The 16,445-nt window shown below is 65.2% G+C and carries 16 protein-coding genes; 8 read left to right on the top strand and 8 right to left on the bottom strand.

The features are described from left to right. Positions 1-123 precede the first annotated feature (123 nt). Both Q0949_RS01635 and Q0949_RS01630 read left to right on the top strand, forming a co-directional pair. Positions 124-744 carry a TetR family transcriptional regulator C-terminal domain-containing protein gene (locus Q0949_RS01635; RefSeq protein WP_299367616.1) on the top strand — a complete coding sequence of 207 codons (621 nt, stop codon included), beginning with the start codon at positions 124-126 and terminating at the stop codon, positions 742-744. After that, entirely contained in the window at positions 741-1,628 is an 888-nt protein-coding gene (locus Q0949_RS01630; RefSeq protein WP_299367613.1) for a sulfotransferase domain-containing protein, read from the top strand. The genes Q0949_RS01635 and Q0949_RS01630 overlap by 4 nt, the downstream gene beginning before the upstream one ends. Position 1,629: 1 nt before the next feature. Here the strand turns inward: Q0949_RS01630 and preA are convergent, their stop codons facing one another. Together preA and Q0949_RS01620 are read right to left on the bottom strand one after the other, a co-directional pair. Then, positions 1,630-2,934, bottom strand: a complete 1,305-nt coding sequence (preA, locus tag Q0949_RS01625; RefSeq protein WP_299367611.1) for an NAD-dependent dihydropyrimidine dehydrogenase subunit PreA — start codon at positions 2,932-2,934, stop codon at positions 1,630-1,632. Between the two features lie 42 nt (positions 2,935-2,976). Further along, entirely contained in the window at positions 2,977-4,299 is a 1,323-nt protein-coding gene (locus Q0949_RS01620; protein WP_299367608.1) for an NAD(P)-dependent oxidoreductase, read from the bottom strand. A 292-nt stretch (positions 4,300-4,591) separates the two neighbouring features. Here Q0949_RS01620 and Q0949_RS01615 point away from each other — a divergent pair, with 292 nt between their 5' ends. Next, positions 4,592-4,798: a cold-shock protein gene (locus Q0949_RS01615; RefSeq protein ID WP_039685727.1), complete on the top strand. Its 207-nt coding sequence runs from the start codon at positions 4,592-4,594 to the stop codon at positions 4,796-4,798. Between the two features lie 157 nt (positions 4,799-4,955). Here the strand turns inward: Q0949_RS01615 and Q0949_RS01610 are convergent, their stop codons facing one another. Together Q0949_RS01610 and Q0949_RS01605 are read right to left on the bottom strand one after the other, a co-directional pair. After that, on the bottom strand, positions 4,956-5,570 hold the full coding sequence (locus tag Q0949_RS01610; protein WP_299367606.1) for an SOS response-associated peptidase: 615 nt from the start codon (positions 5,568-5,570) through the stop codon (positions 4,956-4,958). Position 5,571: 1 nt separating this feature from the next. Further along, positions 5,572-6,207 (bottom strand): arylesterase, encoded by a 636-nt coding sequence (locus Q0949_RS01605; protein ID WP_299367603.1) that lies wholly within the window; start codon positions 6,205-6,207, stop codon positions 5,572-5,574. Between the two features lie 100 nt (positions 6,208-6,307). Here Q0949_RS01605 and Q0949_RS01600 point away from each other — a divergent pair, with 100 nt between their 5' ends. The 4 genes from Q0949_RS01600 to Q0949_RS01585 all read left to right on the top strand — a co-directional run bounded on the left by Q0949_RS01600 (position 6,308) and on the right by Q0949_RS01585 (position 11,038). Continuing rightward, the gene (locus Q0949_RS01600; RefSeq protein WP_299367600.1) at positions 6,308-7,000 is read left to right on the top strand and encodes an ATP-binding cassette domain-containing protein; all 693 of its coding nucleotides are present in this window, start codon (positions 6,308-6,310) and stop codon (positions 6,998-7,000) included. Further along, positions 6,997-9,525: an FtsX-like permease family protein gene (locus Q0949_RS01595; protein ID WP_299367597.1), complete on the top strand. Its 2,529-nt coding sequence runs from the start codon at positions 6,997-6,999 to the stop codon at positions 9,523-9,525. The genes Q0949_RS01600 and Q0949_RS01595 overlap by 4 nt, the downstream gene beginning before the upstream one ends. Positions 9,526-9,611: 86 nt before the next feature. Next, entirely contained in the window at positions 9,612-10,493 is an 882-nt protein-coding gene (locus Q0949_RS01590) for an inositol monophosphatase (protein ID WP_299367594.1), read from the top strand. Next, positions 10,490-11,038: a gamma-glutamylcyclotransferase family protein gene (locus tag Q0949_RS01585; protein WP_299367592.1), complete on the top strand. Its 549-nt coding sequence runs from the start codon at positions 10,490-10,492 to the stop codon at positions 11,036-11,038. The genes Q0949_RS01590 and Q0949_RS01585 overlap by 4 nt, the downstream gene beginning before the upstream one ends. Here the strand turns inward: Q0949_RS01585 and Q0949_RS01580 are convergent. The 3 genes from Q0949_RS01580 to Q0949_RS01570 all read right to left on the bottom strand — a co-directional run bounded on the left by Q0949_RS01580 (position 11,009) and on the right by Q0949_RS01570 (position 14,293). After that, positions 11,009-12,400, bottom strand: coding sequence for an MATE family efflux transporter (locus Q0949_RS01580; protein ID WP_299367589.1), 1,392 nt, complete (start codon positions 12,398-12,400; stop codon positions 11,009-11,011). The genes Q0949_RS01585 and Q0949_RS01580 overlap by 30 nt on opposite strands. 73 nt (positions 12,401-12,473) lie before the next feature. Next, positions 12,474-13,796, bottom strand: a complete 1,323-nt coding sequence (gltX, locus tag Q0949_RS01575) for a glutamate--tRNA ligase (RefSeq protein ID WP_299367586.1) — start codon at positions 13,794-13,796, stop codon at positions 12,474-12,476. Between the two features lie 65 nt (positions 13,797-13,861). Beyond that, entirely contained in the window at positions 13,862-14,293 is a 432-nt protein-coding gene (locus Q0949_RS01570; protein ID WP_299367583.1) for a DUF1801 domain-containing protein, read from the bottom strand. Positions 14,294-14,390: 97 nt separating this feature from the next. Between Q0949_RS01570 and Q0949_RS01565 the strand changes: the two genes are divergently transcribed. Then, a complete protein-coding gene (locus tag Q0949_RS01565; RefSeq protein ID WP_299367580.1) occupies positions 14,391-15,320 on the top strand; it encodes an MBL fold metallo-hydrolase in 930 nt (309 codons plus the stop codon). A 61-nt stretch (positions 15,321-15,381) separates the two neighbouring features. Here Q0949_RS01565 and Q0949_RS01560 read toward each other — a convergent pair whose 3' ends face one another. Then, positions 15,382-16,413 (bottom strand): Hint domain-containing protein, encoded by a 1,032-nt coding sequence (locus Q0949_RS01560; RefSeq protein ID WP_299367577.1) that lies wholly within the window; start codon positions 16,411-16,413, stop codon positions 15,382-15,384. Positions 16,414-16,445: the final 32 nt, after the last annotated feature.

Genomic DNA, 16,445 nt, shown 5'->3' with positions numbered 1-16,445 from the left:
GACCAATTGGTAAAGCTACGATTGCGATACGGGTGTTTTCTGTCAAGAACTGCTTTGAACTGAATTGCCCAATGGCCGCGCATCTGCCTAGACTTGCAGCATACCCCGGCCAAAGGACCGCACATGCCCGACGGCGCCCCGAAGAAACCCAGCCGCATCCAGATGCGCAACCGCAGCCTGATCCTCGATGCGGCGCTGGATGTGTTCTCGGCCCACGGCTATCGCGGTGCCACGCTGGACCAGATCGCGGAGGCGGCGGGGCTGTCCAAGCCCAACATCCTCTACTATTTCGCGGGCAAGGAAGAGATCCACGTCACCCTTCTCAGCCAGTTGATGGAAACATGGCTGGATCCGCTGGTGGAAATGGACGCGGACGGCGATCCCATGTCCGAGCTTTTGGCCTATGTGCAGCGCAAGCTGGACATGTCGCGCGATCTGCCGCGGGAAAGCAGGCTTTTCGCGGTCGAGATCCTGCAAGGCGCGCCACGGATGCTGCCGCATCTGCAAACGGACCTCAAACCGCTGTTTGACGACAAATGCGCCGTCATCCAGGGGTGGATGGAGGCGGGCAAGCTGGCGCAGATCGATCCGCGCCACCTGATGTTCACCATCTGGTCGACGACGCAGCACTATGCCGACTTTGACGCCCAGATCCAGATCCTGTCGGGCGATGACCCGATGCAGGGCGCGCGCCTGCATCTTGAAACCCTGTTCCGGCGGTTGCTGACACCGCAGACCTCATGACAGATCGCAAGCTGTATTTGGGTCCATTGACCGACAACCGTCGGTGGGACATGGTGCGTATCCGCCCCGATGACGTGTTTGTCGTCACACCGCCCAAATGCGGCACCACGTGGATGCAGACCATCGTGGCCCTGCTCTTTGCCGGTGATCCGGACATCGACACGGAACTGTCGGTGAAAATGCCCTGGGTCGATATCCGCATCCGCGAGATGTCCGAGATCGCCGCCCGGCTAGAGGCGATGCCCCACCGACGCAGCATGAAAAGTCACACGCCCATGGACGGGCTGCCGCTGGATGATAAGGCGCAGTATATCTGCGTGCTGCGCCACCCGCTGGATGCGCATTTCTCCTACCGCAAACACGTGCGCAACATCCCCATGTCGTGGTTCGATCACTGGTATCCCGAGGATGACCCTGATGGCGTCACCCTGCGCCGTTTTCTTGACGGCGGGCCCGAGGGGTTCGACGGCGATGCCATGGCGCTGGCCCATATCATCCGGCACTACAAGGCCGCCGCCGCATTGGCCGACCGGCCGAATGTGTCGCTGTTCCACTATGCGGATATGCTCCGCGATTTGCCCGGCACCTTCGCGCGCGTGGCCGCCCTGCTGGACATCGCCCACCCGCCGGAGTTGATGGCGCAACTGGTACAGGCCGCGACCTTCGATCATATGAAGGCCAACGCGACCCGCTATGCCCCGTCAGGCGGCAAGGGGTTCATGAAATCGGATGCCGATTTCTTTCACAGCGGCACCAATGGCAAATGGGCGGGCCAACTGACCGAAGCCGAGCTCGCGGCCTATGACGCGGTGATGGAGCCCAGCCTCGCGCCGCAGGACCGCGCGTGGCTGGAATGGGGCGCGACAGGGCGCCCCGACGTCTGACCTATTCCGCGGCGGTGGCCGTGGGGTTGTTGGGGTGGGTCGTCCAGTTGGCATAGTCCGGTTCCACCACCTTGCCGGTGCGAGGGTCGACTGCACCGGGGGCCATCGCCTCCATGGTGATGCAATCCTCGACCGGGCAGACATTGACGCACAGGTTGCAGGCCACGCATTCGTCGTCGATCACCTCGAATACACGGCCCTCTGACATGGAAATCGCCTGGTGCGAGGTGTCCTCGCAGGCGGCAAAGCAGCGCCCGCACGAGATGCACAGATCCTGGTTGATCTTGGCCTTGGCCACGTAGTTGAGGTTCAGGTACTGCCAGTCGGTCACATTGGGCACCGCTGCACCCCGGAAATCCTCGATGCTGGCGTGGCCCTTCTCGTCCATCCACTCGGACAGGCCGCTGATCATCTCCTGCACGATCTTGAACCCGTATGTCATCGCCGCCGTGCACACCTGCACGTTGCCGCAGCCCAGCGTGATGAATTCGGCCGCATCGCGCCATGTGGTGACGCCGCCGATCCCGGAAATGGGCAGACCGTGCGTCTCGGGATTGCGCGCAATCTCCGACACCATCGACATCGCGATGGGCTTGACCGCAGGCCCGCAATAGCCGCCATGCGACCCCTTGCCGTCAATCGACGGCTCCGGCGACATGGTGTCGAGGTTCACGGACGTGATCGAATTGATCGTGTTGATCAGGCTGACCGCATCCGCACCCCCCGCCTTGGCCGCTGCGGCAGGTTTGCGGATATCGGTGATGTTGGGCGTCAACTTCACGATAACCGGCTTGGAATAGTACTGCTTGCACCAGCGGGTCACCATTTCGATATATTCGGGCACCTGCCCCACGGCGGCCCCCATGCCGCGCTCCGACATCCCGTGCGGACAGCCAAAGTTCAGCTCGATCCCGTCGGCGCCCGTGTCTTCGACCAGCGGTAGGATCGCTTTCCACGCCTCTTCCTCGCAGGGCACCATGATGGAGACAATCATCGCGCGGTCCGGGTAATCGGCCTTCACCCGCTTGATCTCTTCCAGGTTGGTGTACAGGTCGCGGTCGGTGATCAACTCAATGTTGTTGAGCCCCAAGAGCCGCCGATCCGCCCCATAGATCGCGCCATAGCGCGGCCCGTTCACGTTGACGACCGGCGGGCCCTCGGACCCCAGCGTTTTCCAGACCACGCCGCCCCACCCGGCCTCAAAGGCGCGGCGGACATTGTATTCCTTGTCCGTCGGCGGCGCCGAGGCCAGCCAGAACGGATTGGGAGATTTGATCCCGACGAAATCACTTTGAAGGTTTGCCATCGTTCGATCCTTTCGCGTGTAGGGTGGGCGATCCGCCCACCATCACCCCATCAGGCTTGCATGAATATCCATCGCCGCATCGCGGCCCTCGGCCACGGCTGTCACGGTCAGATCATCACCACCCGTGGCGCAATCGCCCCCGGCCCAGACACCGTCCACGGAGGTGCGCCCCGCACCGGTCACCGCGATCTTGCCGCGCTCCAGCGCCGGCAGATCCGCGCCCTCCAGCGTCTGACCAATGGCGCGCAGCACCTGATCGGCGGGCACACGCACCAGCTCGCCCGTGCTGGACATGTCCGGGTTCACATATTCAAACTCGATCTCGCGTACCGACCCGTTGCCGTGGACCGCCACGGGCACCACATGCGTCATGATCCGCACGCCCTTGGACGCCGCGAGATCCTGTTCGAACACGCTCGCATTCATACGGTCCCGACCCCGCCGATAGGCCAACGTCACGTTCAGCGCGCCCAAAAGCTTGGCCTGTACCGCGGCATCCACCGCCGTCATGCCACCGCCAATGACCACCACGTCGCGGCCCACGGGCAGTGCCGCCAGATCCCCCGCCTGACGCAGATCGGCGATGAAATCGACCGCGTCCAGCACACCGTCCCTGTCGCCGCCTTCAACCTCCAGCGCATTCACACCGCCCAGTCCCAACCCCAGGAACACCGCGTCATGCTCGGCCTGCAAGGTGGCCAGCGTCACATCCGTGCCCAGCGCGCGGTCATGCGCAATCGTGATGCCCCCGATCTTGAGCAACCAATCCACCTCGGCCTGCGCAAACCCTTCGGGCGTCTTGTAGGCGGCAATGCCATACTCGTTCAGCCCACCGGGCTTGGGCCGCGCATCATAGACGGTCACCTCGTGCCCCAGCATCGCCAACCGGTGTGCACAGGACAGGCCCGCCGGTCCCGCCCCCACCACGGCCACTGTTTTACCAGTGACCGCAGCACGGGAGAAAGGATGAACCCCCTGCGCTTGCAGATGGTCGGTCGCAAAGCGCTGCAACTGCCCGATCAGCACGGGCTTGCCTTCGGCCGCCTCGCGCACGCAGGCCTCTTCGCACAGGGTTTCGGTCGGGCACACGCGGGCGCACATGCCGCCCATGATGTTCTGGCTCAGGATCGTCTTGGCCGCGGCATCCGGCGTGCCGGTCGCGATCTGACGGATGAACAGCGGGATATCGATGTCGGTCGGACAGGCGGTGATGCACGGCGCGTCATGGCAGAAATAGCAGCGATCCGCTGCCACCAACGCCTCGTGCGCATCCAGCGCAGGGTGCAGATCCGAGAAATTCTCCGCATAGGACGCATCGTCCAGACGGCCCGCCGCCACACCCGGTGAGAAAGGAGATTGCGTCATGTCCGCTCCGTCGCAACTATCATTTCATGGGGAAACGGTCTCACAGCTTAATATTTTTATCAACTGGTAAAAAATAAACCGCATGCGGAAAATCCGCCTCTGCCTAAAGAAGCAGCAACCCGCCAGAAACCCGGCGCGATCGCCGAAATACTTGCAAAAACGCGTCTGTGCGCCATATGTGACGTGCTACATCATCTATCGACCCACTGCTCCTTCCGGCTCAGTCACTCGATCTTTTGACCACGCCGAGCTGCCGCATGACGCGGGCAGCATCAATTCAGGAGTAACGACGATGGCAAATGGCACCGTCAAATGGTTCAACACAACAAAGGGTTACGGTTTCATCGCGCCCGAGTCCGGCGGCAAGGACGTCTTTGTCCATATTTCCGCGGTCGAGCGCTCGGGCCTGACCGGTCTGGCCGATAACCAGAAGGTCACATTCGACCTCGAAGCGGGCCGTGACGGCCGCGAAAGCGCCGTGAACATCGCACTGGCCTAAGCCAGCCAGATCACACAGCTTCAAGGGCGGTGCATCCCGGCGATGCGCCGCCCTTTTGCGTCCGCCCCCCTGCGCCCACGGGTTCAGATATTCCGGGGAGGCGCGCACGCGCCGGGGCGCAGCCCCTGAAACATCGTGTCGCGCAGCGGCCTTTGGATCACGGCCCGTCCCAGTTGACATCGCTGGCCTCTTCGATGTGCAACCGGCCCACGGGCCATGGCACCATCAGCGCCTTGGCTGCCTCCAGATCATCGCCCAGCCACGTGGCAATGTCCGCCCGGTCCAACAGCACCCCCATGCGGTGATGGATCGGTTCCACATCCGCGTTGGGCGCGCAGGTCACCGCCGCGACCTGGGGTACGCGCAACCCGCCGGGCGCGGTCCACACATCGGTGATCGCCGCAAAATACAACAGGCCCGCATCGCGTGGCCGGATCCGCCACGCCGTCTTGCGCCGCGTCTGGCCCGTCCATTCGTACCAGCCATTCACCGGGATCACCGCCCGGCCCACGCCGTCAAAGGCGCTCTTGTCAAACACGGTCTCGGACCGCGCATTGATAATCTGCTCCATCACCGGGCGACCCCGCGCATTGACCCGCCCCACCGGCACAATGCCCCAGCGCATCAGGCTGAGCGCACCGTCAAAGACGACAATCTCCTGACCGGGTGCGATGTTGTGGCGGACTGGCAGAGGCGCGATTGCCGCCGCATCCGCTTCCAACTCAGCACCCAGCATTTTCGCCGTTTCAGTCAGGAACAAGCGGCCCGGCATCTCACTCGGCCCGTTCGATCAGCGCGATCACATGAGGCCCCAACCCCTCGACAATCCGCGCGACCCCGTCCGCATTGGGATGGATCCCGTCGGCCTGCATGAAAGCGCCCAGCGCCGCAGGATCCGTCCCGGCCCCGCCAAGCCCCTCGAAAAAGCTCTCTACATAAAGCGCGCCGTAGTCGGCCGCGATCTCCGGGTACATCGCATCAAAGGCCTGCTTGTAGTCAGGCCCGTAATTCCCCGGCGCCTGCATCCCCACCACCAGAACGGCGACGCCCGCCTGCGTCGCGCGCGCAACGATGGCGTCCAGATTGGCGCGGCTGACCTCCGGCGCGATCCCGCGCAACAGGTCGTTGCCCCCCAGCGTCACGATCAGCGCATCGACATCCGGCGTCAGGGTCCAGTCGATACGGCTCAGCCCGCCTTGGGTCGTATCCCCCGACACACCCGCATTGATCAACGCAACATCCTGCCCCTGCGCGGTCAGCCAACCTTCCAGCTGCGGCACAAATCCCTGCTCCACAGGCAGCCCGTACCCCTGGGTCAGACTGTCGCCCAGCGCGGCCACCGTCACCTGACCCGCGGAGGCCACCGCCCCCCACAGCGCCAAAACAATCGCTGCCACTACCTTGCTCATGTTGATCTGATCTCCATATGACCTCGTAAGCGTCTGTAAACCGCCGCCGCCTAATACAGGGTCACCGACGTGCCCCAGTCCTCAATAAAGGTCGCCCTTCATGCCCGATCCAGTCCTGTCCCTCAATAATGCGGCACTCAGTCTGGATGGCAATGTCGGGCGGGTCGATATCCTGCACGGCATCACCCTCGATATCATGCGGGGCGAAACCGTGGGCCTCGTGGGGCCGTCCGGGTCCGGCAAATCGTCACTGCTGATGGTGATGGGCGGGCTGGAGCGCGCCACGGGGGGCAGCATCCATGCCCTGGGCCAGGACCTCACCCCCTTGAACGAGGACGCGCTGGCCCGCTTTCGCCGCGCGCATATGGGCGTGGTGTTCCAGTCCTTTCACCTGATCCCCACCATGACCGCGCTGGAAAACGTCGCCACCCCGCTTGAGCTGGCCGGGGTCGCCGACGCCTTTGACCGCGCAGCCGAAGAGCTGGAGGCCGTGGGCCTCGGCCACCGCAGCGGGCACTATCCCAGCCAGATGTCGGGCGGCGAACAGCAACGCGTGGCACTGGCCCGTGCCTCGGTCACGCGGCCCGACATCCTGCTGGCCGATGAGCCCACCGGCAACCTTGACGGTGTCAACGGGGCCGCGATCATGGACCTGCTCTTTGGCCTGCGCGACCGGCACGGCGCGACACTCGTGCTGGTCACCCACGCCGCCGACCTCGCCGCGCGCTGCGACCGGGTGATCCGGCTGGCCGATGGGCGCATCGCACCCGAGACACGGGCCGCCGCGGAATGACCCTTGCCACCTCCGCCCGCTTTGCCCGCCGCGAATTGCGCGGGGGCCTGCGCGGCTTTCGCATCTTTCTGGCCTGTCTGACCCTCGGCGTCGCCGCCATCGCCGCCGTGGGCTCTGTCCGCTCCGCGATCGAGGCCGGGTTGCAGCGCGAAGGGGCGGCGCTGTTGGGTGGCGATGCAGAGCTGGATTTCACCTACCGTTTTGCCACCGATGACGAACGCGCCTGGATGGCCTCGGTGGCCACTGAAATCTCCGAGATCGCGGATTTCCGGTCCATGGCCGTGGTCGATGGCCCGGACGGGGCCGAACGCGGCCTGACCCAGATCAAGGCCGTGGACAGCGCCTATCCCCTCGTGGGCGAGCTCGTGCTGGACCCGCCCCTGCCGCTGGCGGACGCGCTGGCCACGAAAGGCGGATTGCCCGGCGCGGTCATGGAACGCGCGCTGATCGACCGGCTGGGCCTGCAACCGGGCGATACATTCCGGCTTGGCACGCAGGATTTTGAGCTGCGCGCAACGCTCGCGCGCGAACCCGACAGCGCCGCAGGCGGCTTTGGCCTTGGGCCCCGCACCATCGTGCTGCGCACGGCGCTGGCCAATGCACAGCTGTTGGCCCCCGGCACGCTCTACAACTCCAAATACCGGCTGGTCCTGCCCGAAGGCACCGACCTCGAAACCCTCGAAACCCGCGCGCGGACGCAGTTTGAAAACAGTGGCATGCGCTGGACCGATGCCCGCAACGGCGCGCCGGGCGTGGCAGAGTTCGTCAACCGGCTGGGCGCGTTTCTGGTGCTTGTGGGCCTGTCCGGGCTGGCCGTGGGTGGCGTTGGCGTATCGGCGGCGGTGCGCGCCTATTTGTCGGAAAAGACCGGCGTGATCGCCACCTTGCGCACCTTGGGGGCCGAACGGCGCACGATCTTTCAGACCTATTTCATCCAGATCGGCATCCTGTCGGTCCTTGGCATCGTGATGGGGCTGGTACTGGGTGCGCTGGTGCCGCTGCTGCTCGCCCCGGTGATCGAGGCGCGCCTGCCCATCCCCGCCAGCTTCACGATCTTTCCCGCCCCTCTGGCCGAGGCGGCGGTCTACGGCGTGTTGACCGCCTTTGTCTTCACGCTCTGGCCGCTGGCACGCGCCGAGGACGTGCGCGCCGCGACCCTCTTTCGCGATGCGCTGGACAAGGCGCGGCTGCTGCCCGCGCCGCGTTATCTTGCGTGGATCGCCGCGGGGCTTGCCGCCCTGATCGTCACTGCGGGCCTTTTCTCCGGCACATGGCGGCTGACGCTGTGGACGGCGGGCGGCATCGCCTTTGCGCTGGGTCTGCTGGCGCTGGCCGCGACGCTGGTGCGCTGGCTGTCGCGCCATGCGGCCCCCCGCGCACGCGGGCGTCCGGCGCTGCGATGGGCGCTGGGGGCCATCTCCGGCACACGCGAAGGGGCGGCCTCCGTGGTCCTGTCCCTTGGCCTCGGCCTGTCTGTCCTGGCCGCGGTTGGTCAGATCGACGGCAACCTGCGCAACGCGATCACGGGCAACCTGCCCGATGTGGCGCCCAGCTATTTCTTTGTGGATATCCAGCGCGACCAGATGGCGGGCTATGCCGAACGGCTGGAGAATGATCCGGCCGTCAGCCGTGTCGACAGCGCGCCGATGCTGCGCGGCGTGCTGACCAGGATCAACGGACGCCCTGCCCGTGAGGTTGCGGGCGATCACTGGGTGATCTCGGGGGACCGGGGCATCACCTATTCCGAAACCCCGTCGGAAAACACGCGCATCACCGCCGGCGCATGGTGGCCCGAAGGGTACACCGGCCCGCCCCAGATCAGCTTTGCCGCCGAAGAGGCCGAGGAAATGGGCCTGTCGCTGGGCGATGAACTGACGCTCAACATCCTGGGCCGGGACATCTCCGGCACCATCACCTCGTTCCGCGAGGTCGACTTTTCCACCGCGGGCATCGGGTTCATCCTGTCGATGAATCCCGCCGCCTTGCAGGGCGCGCCGCACACGTTCATCTCGACCGTCTATGCCGAGGATGCCGCCGAAACCGCGATCCTGCGCGACATCGCCAACGCATATCCCAACGTGACCGCGATCCGCGTACGCGACGCCATCGACCGGGTCAGCGATGTGCTGGCCGGGCTGGCGGCGGCCACGTCCTACGGGGCGGCGGCAACACTGCTGACCGGGTTTCTCGTGCTGATCGGCGCCGCCGCTGCGGGCACGCAGGCCCGCACCTACGAGGCGGCGGTGCTCAAGACGCTGGGCGCCACCCGCCGCCGCATCCTGATCAGCTTTGCCACCCGCGCCGCCCTTCTGGGCCTCAGCGCGGGCGCGGTCGCACTGGCCGCTGGCATCGCGGGCGGCTGGGCCGTCAGCCGGTTCATCATGGACACCGATTTCACGGTGATCTGGCCCTCCGCGCTGGCCATCGTGCTGGGCGGGGTGGCGGCCACCCTTCTGGCAGGCCTCGCCTTTGCCTGGGGCCCGCTGGCCGCGCGGCCCGCGCAGGTGCTCAGGGGGCGGGAATAGCCCTTGCGACACAACGGCCATTTGCAGCGCAGCGCGCGCCGTGACACACCCTCCCCCAAGTACCGGAATCAAGGAAAGGCCCCGCCATGACCGACGCCGTGACCGACCAGTTGCCCATGCCCGTGACAGCGCCCCTGTCCCAGGCCCAGAAGTCGCAGCTTCTCAACCTCGTGCGCCGCGCCGCCAAAGCGGAGATCATGCCCCGCTTTCGCCAGCTGGACGCCGGTGACATCGACCAGAAGAAAGACGAAAACGATCTGGTCACACAGGCCGATATCGCCGCCGAGGCGATGATCACACGCGGCTTGCAAATGGCCTTCCCCCACGCGCTTGTCATCGGCGAAGAGGCCGTCGCCAAGACGCCCGACCTGCTGGACGGGATCGGCGCGGCCGAGCTGAGCTTTATCATCGATCCGGTCGACGGCACCTGGAACTTTGCCAAGGGCATGCCGCTCTTTGGCACGATGGTGTCGGTCTGCCGTTTTGGCCAGCCGGTGCTGGGCCTGATCTATGACCCGGTGGGCGACGACGTCATTCTGGCCGACAACACATCGCCCGCGCTCTGGCAAACCCGGTCGGGGCGGCAAAAGCCCATCCACACCGCCGCGGCCAAGCCGCTGGATCAACTGGCAGGCTACATGCACATCCGCCTGATGCCCCCCGCCGACCGCGCCCTGATGTGGACCAAGGTGGGCGCGATTGCCTTTGCCGGGGCGCTGCGCTGTTCCGCCCACGAATACCGGCTGCTGGCCACGGGGGCGGTTGATTTCGTCCTCTCCGGCCACCTCAACAGCTGGGACCACGCCGCGGGCGTCCTGATCACCCAGCAGGCGGGCGGCAAGGTCGCGATGCTGGACGGCACAGCCTATGACGCGACCGTGTCCACCGGCTACCTGCTCAGCGCCTCGTCCGAGGCCGTGTGGGAGAGGCTCGCAGACCACTTCGGCGACCTGATGTCCGACGCATGACACCGTGGTTCTTTGGCTACGGCAGCCTCGTCAACCGCGCGACGCAGGACTACCCCCATGCCCAGCCCGCCACGCTCAACGGGTGGCGGCGGATCTGGGTCCGCACGGCGCGCCGCGACGTGGTTTTCCTGTCGATCGACCCCGCACCGGGGCACAGCATCGACGGCCTGATCGCCGCCGTCCCGGATGCCGACTGGGCCGCGCTGGATCTGCGCGAAACCGGCTATGCCCGCATCGATGCCACGGCGGCTGTCACGCATCAGGCGCAGGCCGACACAATCGCCGCCTATCAGGTCCCGCCCGCAGACCAGCGCAGCGATGGCGACCACCACATCCTGCTCAGCTATCTCGACGTGGTGGTACAGGGTTATCTGCGCGAATTCGGCACAGCCGGGGCCGAGGCGTTCTTTTCCACGACTGACGGCTGGGACACGCCCGTGCTCGATGACCGCGCGGCCCCTTTCTACCCCCGCGCACAGCGGCTGGACGTGGCGGAACGGGCGCTGACCGACCGCCTACTTGCGCAGGTTCAAGAGCGACAATAGACGCCCCTCGCGGGCAAAACTGTCCCTCGGGCCCGCCGCACCACCCTGCGCGATCACCCGCCGCGCCAGCACCCAGGCGATGACGCCAAACACCACACCGGCCAGCGATTGTCCGATCAACACCCCCGGCGCGCCGAACAGCGTGGCACAGACCCACACCAGCGGCACCATCGCCACCGTGTTGCGGCCCCAGTTCATCCAGGTGGAATAGAACGGATGGCCCAGGTTGTTGAACGCCGCATTGGCCACGAACAGCACCGCGTTGAAAAAGAACAAAAGCGCCAGCGGCCCGCAGAACAGATAGACCAGATCGCGGGTCACACCCGTCGCATCCAACAGATCCACAATCACGCCGCGCAAGCCAAACAGAACCGCGGCAATCACGACAATCACCCCACCGGCAAAGATCAGCGCCGCATTGAACCCCCGCCGCACCCGGTCGCCCCGCCCCGCGCCATAGTTCTGGCCCAAAATTGGCCCGACCGCCCCCGACAGCGCAAAGATCACCGCAAAGGATACGGGCATCAACCGCCCCACAATGGCCATGCCGGCCACCGCTTCTAACCCGTATTGGGCCATGGACCGGGTCACGATGGCCTGGCCTACCGGGGTGGCCAGCTGCGTCAGGATGGCGGGAAACCCGATGGTGACCAGCGGCACGAAATCCCGCGCCATGCCGGCCAAGTCCGCACGCGGCAGCCCCCCGTGATGACGCAGGATCGGCACCAGCGCCGTGACCCCGATCACCACCCGCGCCGCCACCGACGCCAGCGCCGCCCCGGTCAGATCCAGCCCGAAGCCAAAGATCAGGATCGGATCCAGAACCGCGTTCACCCCGCCGCCATAGATCGTGGCCATCATCGCCCGGCGCGCATCCCCGTGCGCCCGCAGAATGCCACCGCCCATCATGCCGACAACCAGAAACGGCAGCGACGGCACAATGATGCGCAAATACCCCTCGGCCAGCGTGGCCGTCTCGCCCTCTGCCCCGATCCAGCCCACGAACAGCGGTATGTTCAGCCACACAAACAGCGCAAATGCACTGCCAAAGCCCACGCCATAGATCAGCCCGTGACTGCTGCGCGCCCGCGCCGCGGCCATGTCGCCCGCCCCCAGCGACCGGGCCACCAGAGCGCCAACCGCGATGGCCATGCCGATGGAAAAGGACGTAGTGAAAAACAGGATCGACCCGGCATAGCCGATGGCCGCCGCCAACTCGGCCTTGCCCAGCATCGCGATGAACACCATGTCGATGAAATCGACCAGAAACACCGCCATGATGCCGACGCTCGAGGTCAGCGACATCACCGTGACATGCCGCATCAGCGACCCGGTCACGAATTTGGCGGGCGCTTCAGACACGGCGCATCCTCTTCATCTTGCCAGATAAACTCTCCCCGAAGGGCCGATCCGCCATCCGCCCTCCACCCGCGTCTCAGCGCGCCTTGACCACCTGCAACAACGGCATCAGCGCGGCCATGTCCGGCCCGTGTGCCTGACCCGTCAGCGCCTTGCGCAGCGGCATGAACAACCCGCGCCCCTTGCGCCCGGTCGCGGCCTTGACCGCACCGGTCCACGCGCCCCACGTTTCGGCATCGAACGGCCCCTCGGGCAGCAGACCCATGGCCTCGGCCACAAAGGCGCGGTCGTCATCCTCGATCACCGGATCGGCCCCGTCACGGCACAGCGTCCACCAGCCCTCCAGATCATGCAGCGTCTCGATATTGTCGCGCATCACCATCCAGAACGGCCCGGCCAGACCCTCCGGCACGCCCAGATCCGCGATCCGCCCCGCCACCGCCTCCAGCGGCAGCGATTGCAGGTACCGCCCGGTCAGCGGGAACAGGTCCGCCTCGTCGAACTTGGTTGGCGCAGCACCAAAGCGCGAAATGTCGAACCCTTCGATCAGCTCGGCCATATCCGTGCGCAGCTCGACCGGATCCGACGACCCCAACCGCGCCATCAGCGACAACAGCGCCATAGGCGCAACCCCGCGCGCCCGCAGATCGCGCAGCGCCAGAGTGCCGAGCCTTTTCGAGAGCGCCTCGCCCTGCGGCCCGGTCAACAGCGAATGATGCGCAAAGCGTGGCGCAGTGCCGCCCAGCGCCTCGATGATCTGGATCTGCGTGGCCGTGTTGGTCACATGGTCCGACCCGCGCACCACATCCGTCACGCCCATCTCGGTGTCGTCCACCACCGAGGCAATGGTATACAGAACCTGCCCGTCCTGCCGGATCAGCACCGGATCGGACACGCTGGCCGCATCGATGCTGATGTCGCCCAGAATGCCGTCGGTCCACTCGATCCGCGCTTGATCCAGCTTGAACCGCCACACACCCTGCCCCCGCTCGGCGCGCAGGGCCGCGCGCTCCTCATCGCTCAGCGCCAGCGCCGCGCGGTCATAGACCGGCGGCTTGCCCATGTTCAGCTGTTTCTTGCGCTTGAGGTCAAGCTCAACCGGCGTCTCGAACGCCTCATAGAACCGGCCCTTGTCGCGCAGCGTATCCGCCGCTGCCGCATAACGGTCCAGCCGCTCCGACTGCCGCTCCACCCGGTCCCAATGCAGGCCCAGCCACTCCAGATCCTGCTTGATCGCGTCGACATATTCTTCCTTCGACCGCTCGGGGTCGGTGTCGTCGATGCGCAGGATGAACGTGCCGCCCGCCTTGCGCGCAATCAGATAGTTCATCAGCGCGGTGCGCAGGTTGCCGACATGGATGTACCCTGTGGGCGATGGGGCGAAACGAGTTGTTGTCATGGTGCTCTCCGACGTCTTGGGCCTGCCTTGTCACAGGGGCGGCACCTTGTCCAGTTTGTGACCGCCTAAAGCCGGGCGTGCACCGGCCAATGGGTGGCCAGATCCCGCACGCCGGCCGTGATCAATTCGCCCAGAACGTCGATGTCCACACGCTCCAGCCGCGTGATGTAGAGACAGGATTTGCCCTTGGAATGCGGCCCCAGCCGGTCAAGGATCGGGCCGAAATCCGTGTATCCCGGCATGATGTAAATGCTCAGCTTCGCCTTGCGCGGGGCAAATCCGGTCGCCAACCATGTACCACTGCGCCCCGACGCATAGGTGTAGTCATAGGCCCCGTACCCCACGATGGACCCGGTCCAGACCTGCGGCACAAACCCCGTGGCCGCGCGAAACACCGCATCAAGCGCACGCGCCTCGTCCCGGCGGCGCTCCGGCGTGACCGTGGAGACCCAGTCGTCGAACGGGGTCTCCAGCACTTTTGTTTTGGCGTCAGACATCCACCCTCCAAAAAAATCGATAATTTTTTTGTGATCCCCGATGACAGGTCGAAAACCGCACTATGTATGACAGTATCTGACAGGAAGGATAACACCGATGTCCACATCTCCCAAATTCTCCCGCCGCACCGCCCTGATGGGGGCCGCGGCCCTGCCACTGGCCGCCGCAACCGCGACCACGGCACGCGCCGCCGCCCCGATGCTGGGCGTCGCGCAATCCAATTTCCGACGCGTCAAGGTCGGCAAATTCGAAGTCACGACCCTGCTCGCCGGCACCCGCGCCGTCGAAAACCCGCATGGCATCTTTGGCCTGAACGTCGATGACGAGACGTTCAACACCGTCTCCGCCGATGCCGGGCTGTCCACGGACGCGGCCCAGTTCTTCTTTACGCCGACGCTTGTGAACAACGGCTCGGAACTGGTGCTCTTTGACACGGGTCTGTCGGGTGCAGGCACCGTTGCCGCGATCGAGGCGGCGGGCTACACCGCGGATCAGGTCGACAAGGTGGTGATAACCCACATGCACGGCGATCACATCGGCGGCCTGTCCACCGATGGCACGCCCACCTTCGCAAATGCCGCCTATATGACCGGCGCCACCGAATTTGACGCCTGGGCCAAGGCGGACAACGAGAATTTCGAAGGCAAGGTGCGCCCCCTCGCGGAACAGATGACCATGCTGGACGATGGCGGCGCGGCGGCATCGGGCATCACGGCCATGGCCGCCTTCGGACACACGCCGGGCCACATGACCTATATGGTCGAGGACGGCGGCACCCAGCTGGTGATCGGCGCGGACTTCGCAAACCACTATGTCTGGTCGCTTGCCCATCCCGATTGGGAGGTCCGTTTTGACATGGACAAACCCGCAGCCGCCGCCACCCGCAAACGTCTGCTCGACATGATGGCCGCCGACAAGACGGCCTTCATCGGCTACCACATGCCGTGGCCCGGTATCGGCTATGTCGAAAAGAACGGTGAAGGCGGCTACCGCTATGTCGCGCACAGCTATCAGTTGATGCTGTAGGCACGCCTGCAAGAACGGGCAAACCGACGCACGCCGCCCGGTTTGCCCGACCCGGCCGCCGTCAGGCCGCGAAAAAGAATGTCGGTGGCTTTACCGTCTCGTCCGATTGGCCCAGCTTCAGGATCGTTCGGATCACCGGTGCCTCGAACCGGCGCAGAATGCGGCGCGCGGGCTTGGCCGCGCGGGACTTTGGAAACGGGGCGGCAAAGGTCCGTTCGAAATCCGCATAGGCGGCGTCCGACATCACCCCACGCATGTCATCCCCGAGCAGCAGGCTTTCGCTGAACAGCCCGGCAGTTTGCACGATCTCGTGCCGTTCGAACAGCAGATGATGATAGGTCGTCATCCCCGCATTCTCGCGGGTGATCCCCACGCCATCCACCAGATGGCCCGCCGCGACCAGCACTTCGTTCACGCCAAAATAGGGCTCGCAGCGCGGGTCCGCGATCAGCAACCGGTGCTGCGCCGTGACGGTGACAGGGGCCTTGGCCCCAAGCAGACCCGGCTGGATCGTCACCGGCGCCCCGCGCCCCATGCCCGGCACCACCGACTTGGCCGTCCACAGCACAGGTTCCACCCCGCCGTCACGGGTTCGCACCAGATCGCCCTGCCGAATATCCTCGACCGGAACAGGCCCATCCGCGGTGTCGATCATCGTACCGGACGCAAAGCAGGAAAACCGGTAATCCTCGGCATTGCGGTCATAGTTGTAGAACCCCGGCGACCGGCCCGCATCGAAATTGTCATAATACCACTGCTCCAGATCAAAGTTCGGCGACCATACGACCTGCACCAACTGTCCTTGCGGGTTCGTCCCTTCAAAGACGATCGCCCCTTTGTTGCCACCAATCGGGTCGCTTCGGATCACCACCGCATCGCTCAGCGTCGTGCCACCATTGCCCTGAAACGACAGCGACACCCGGTCCCCCACCTCGAAATGGCGCGGATCGTCATCGTCGGGATGCGTAGTGATCTGCAAATCCAGCGTCGAGGTTGGCGGATAGTCGAACGAACTCGTCCCGTCGCCACTGTTCACATTGCTGCCGGTAGCGGCCGCAAATTCGTTGTTTTCCGCGTAAAAGGTAAATGACATGCCGTTGCTTTCTGCTTTGACACATCAAGTGG

This window comes from uncultured Tateyamaria sp. (assembly GCF_947487805.1).
GTDB lineage: Bacteria > Pseudomonadota > Alphaproteobacteria > Rhodobacterales > Rhodobacteraceae > Tateyamaria.
Note: the sequence above shows the minus strand (reverse complement) of the source record. Positions and strands in the feature narration are given on the sequence as shown.

Bases quoted from the DNA above. Each gene is read 5' to 3' on its own strand.
- Q0949_RS01565 (WP_299367580.1), top strand. From the start codon at position 14,391: ATGTCCACATCTCCCAAATTCTCCCGCCGCACCGCCCTGATGGGGGCC.
- Q0949_RS01620 (WP_299367608.1), bottom strand. From the start codon at position 4,299: ATGACGCAATCTCCTTTCTCACCGGGTGTGGCGGCGGGCCGTCTGGAC.
- Q0949_RS01605 (WP_299367603.1), bottom strand. From the start codon at position 6,207: ATGAGCAAGGTAGTGGCAGCGATTGTTTTGGCGCTGTGGGGGGCGGTG.
- Q0949_RS01630 (WP_299367613.1), top strand. From the start codon at position 741: ATGACAGATCGCAAGCTGTATTTGGGTCCATTGACCGACAACCGTCGG.
- Q0949_RS01590 (WP_299367594.1), top strand. From the start codon at position 9,612: ATGACCGACGCCGTGACCGACCAGTTGCCCATGCCCGTGACAGCGCCC.
- Q0949_RS01610 (WP_299367606.1), bottom strand. From the start codon at position 5,570: ATGCCGGGCCGCTTGTTCCTGACTGAAACGGCGAAAATGCTGGGTGCT.
- Q0949_RS01570 (WP_299367583.1), bottom strand. From the start codon at position 14,293: ATGTCTGACGCCAAAACAAAAGTGCTGGAGACCCCGTTCGACGACTGG.
- preA (WP_299367611.1), bottom strand. From the start codon at position 2,934: ATGGCAAACCTTCAAAGTGATTTCGTCGGGATCAAATCTCCCAATCCG.
- Q0949_RS01615 (WP_039685727.1), top strand. From the start codon at position 4,592: ATGGCAAATGGCACCGTCAAATGGTTCAACACAACAAAGGGTTACGGT.
- gltX (WP_299367586.1), bottom strand. From the start codon at position 13,796: ATGACAACAACTCGTTTCGCCCCATCGCCCACAGGGTACATCCATGTC.
- Q0949_RS01560 (WP_299367577.1), bottom strand. From the start codon at position 16,413: ATGTCATTTACCTTTTACGCGGAAAACAACGAATTTGCGGCCGCTACC.
- Q0949_RS01585 (WP_299367592.1), top strand. From the start codon at position 10,490: ATGACACCGTGGTTCTTTGGCTACGGCAGCCTCGTCAACCGCGCGACG.
- Q0949_RS01595 (WP_299367597.1), top strand. From the start codon at position 6,997: ATGACCCTTGCCACCTCCGCCCGCTTTGCCCGCCGCGAATTGCGCGGG.
- Q0949_RS01600 (WP_299367600.1), top strand. From the start codon at position 6,308: ATGCCCGATCCAGTCCTGTCCCTCAATAATGCGGCACTCAGTCTGGAT.
- Q0949_RS01635 (WP_299367616.1), top strand. From the start codon at position 124: ATGCCCGACGGCGCCCCGAAGAAACCCAGCCGCATCCAGATGCGCAAC.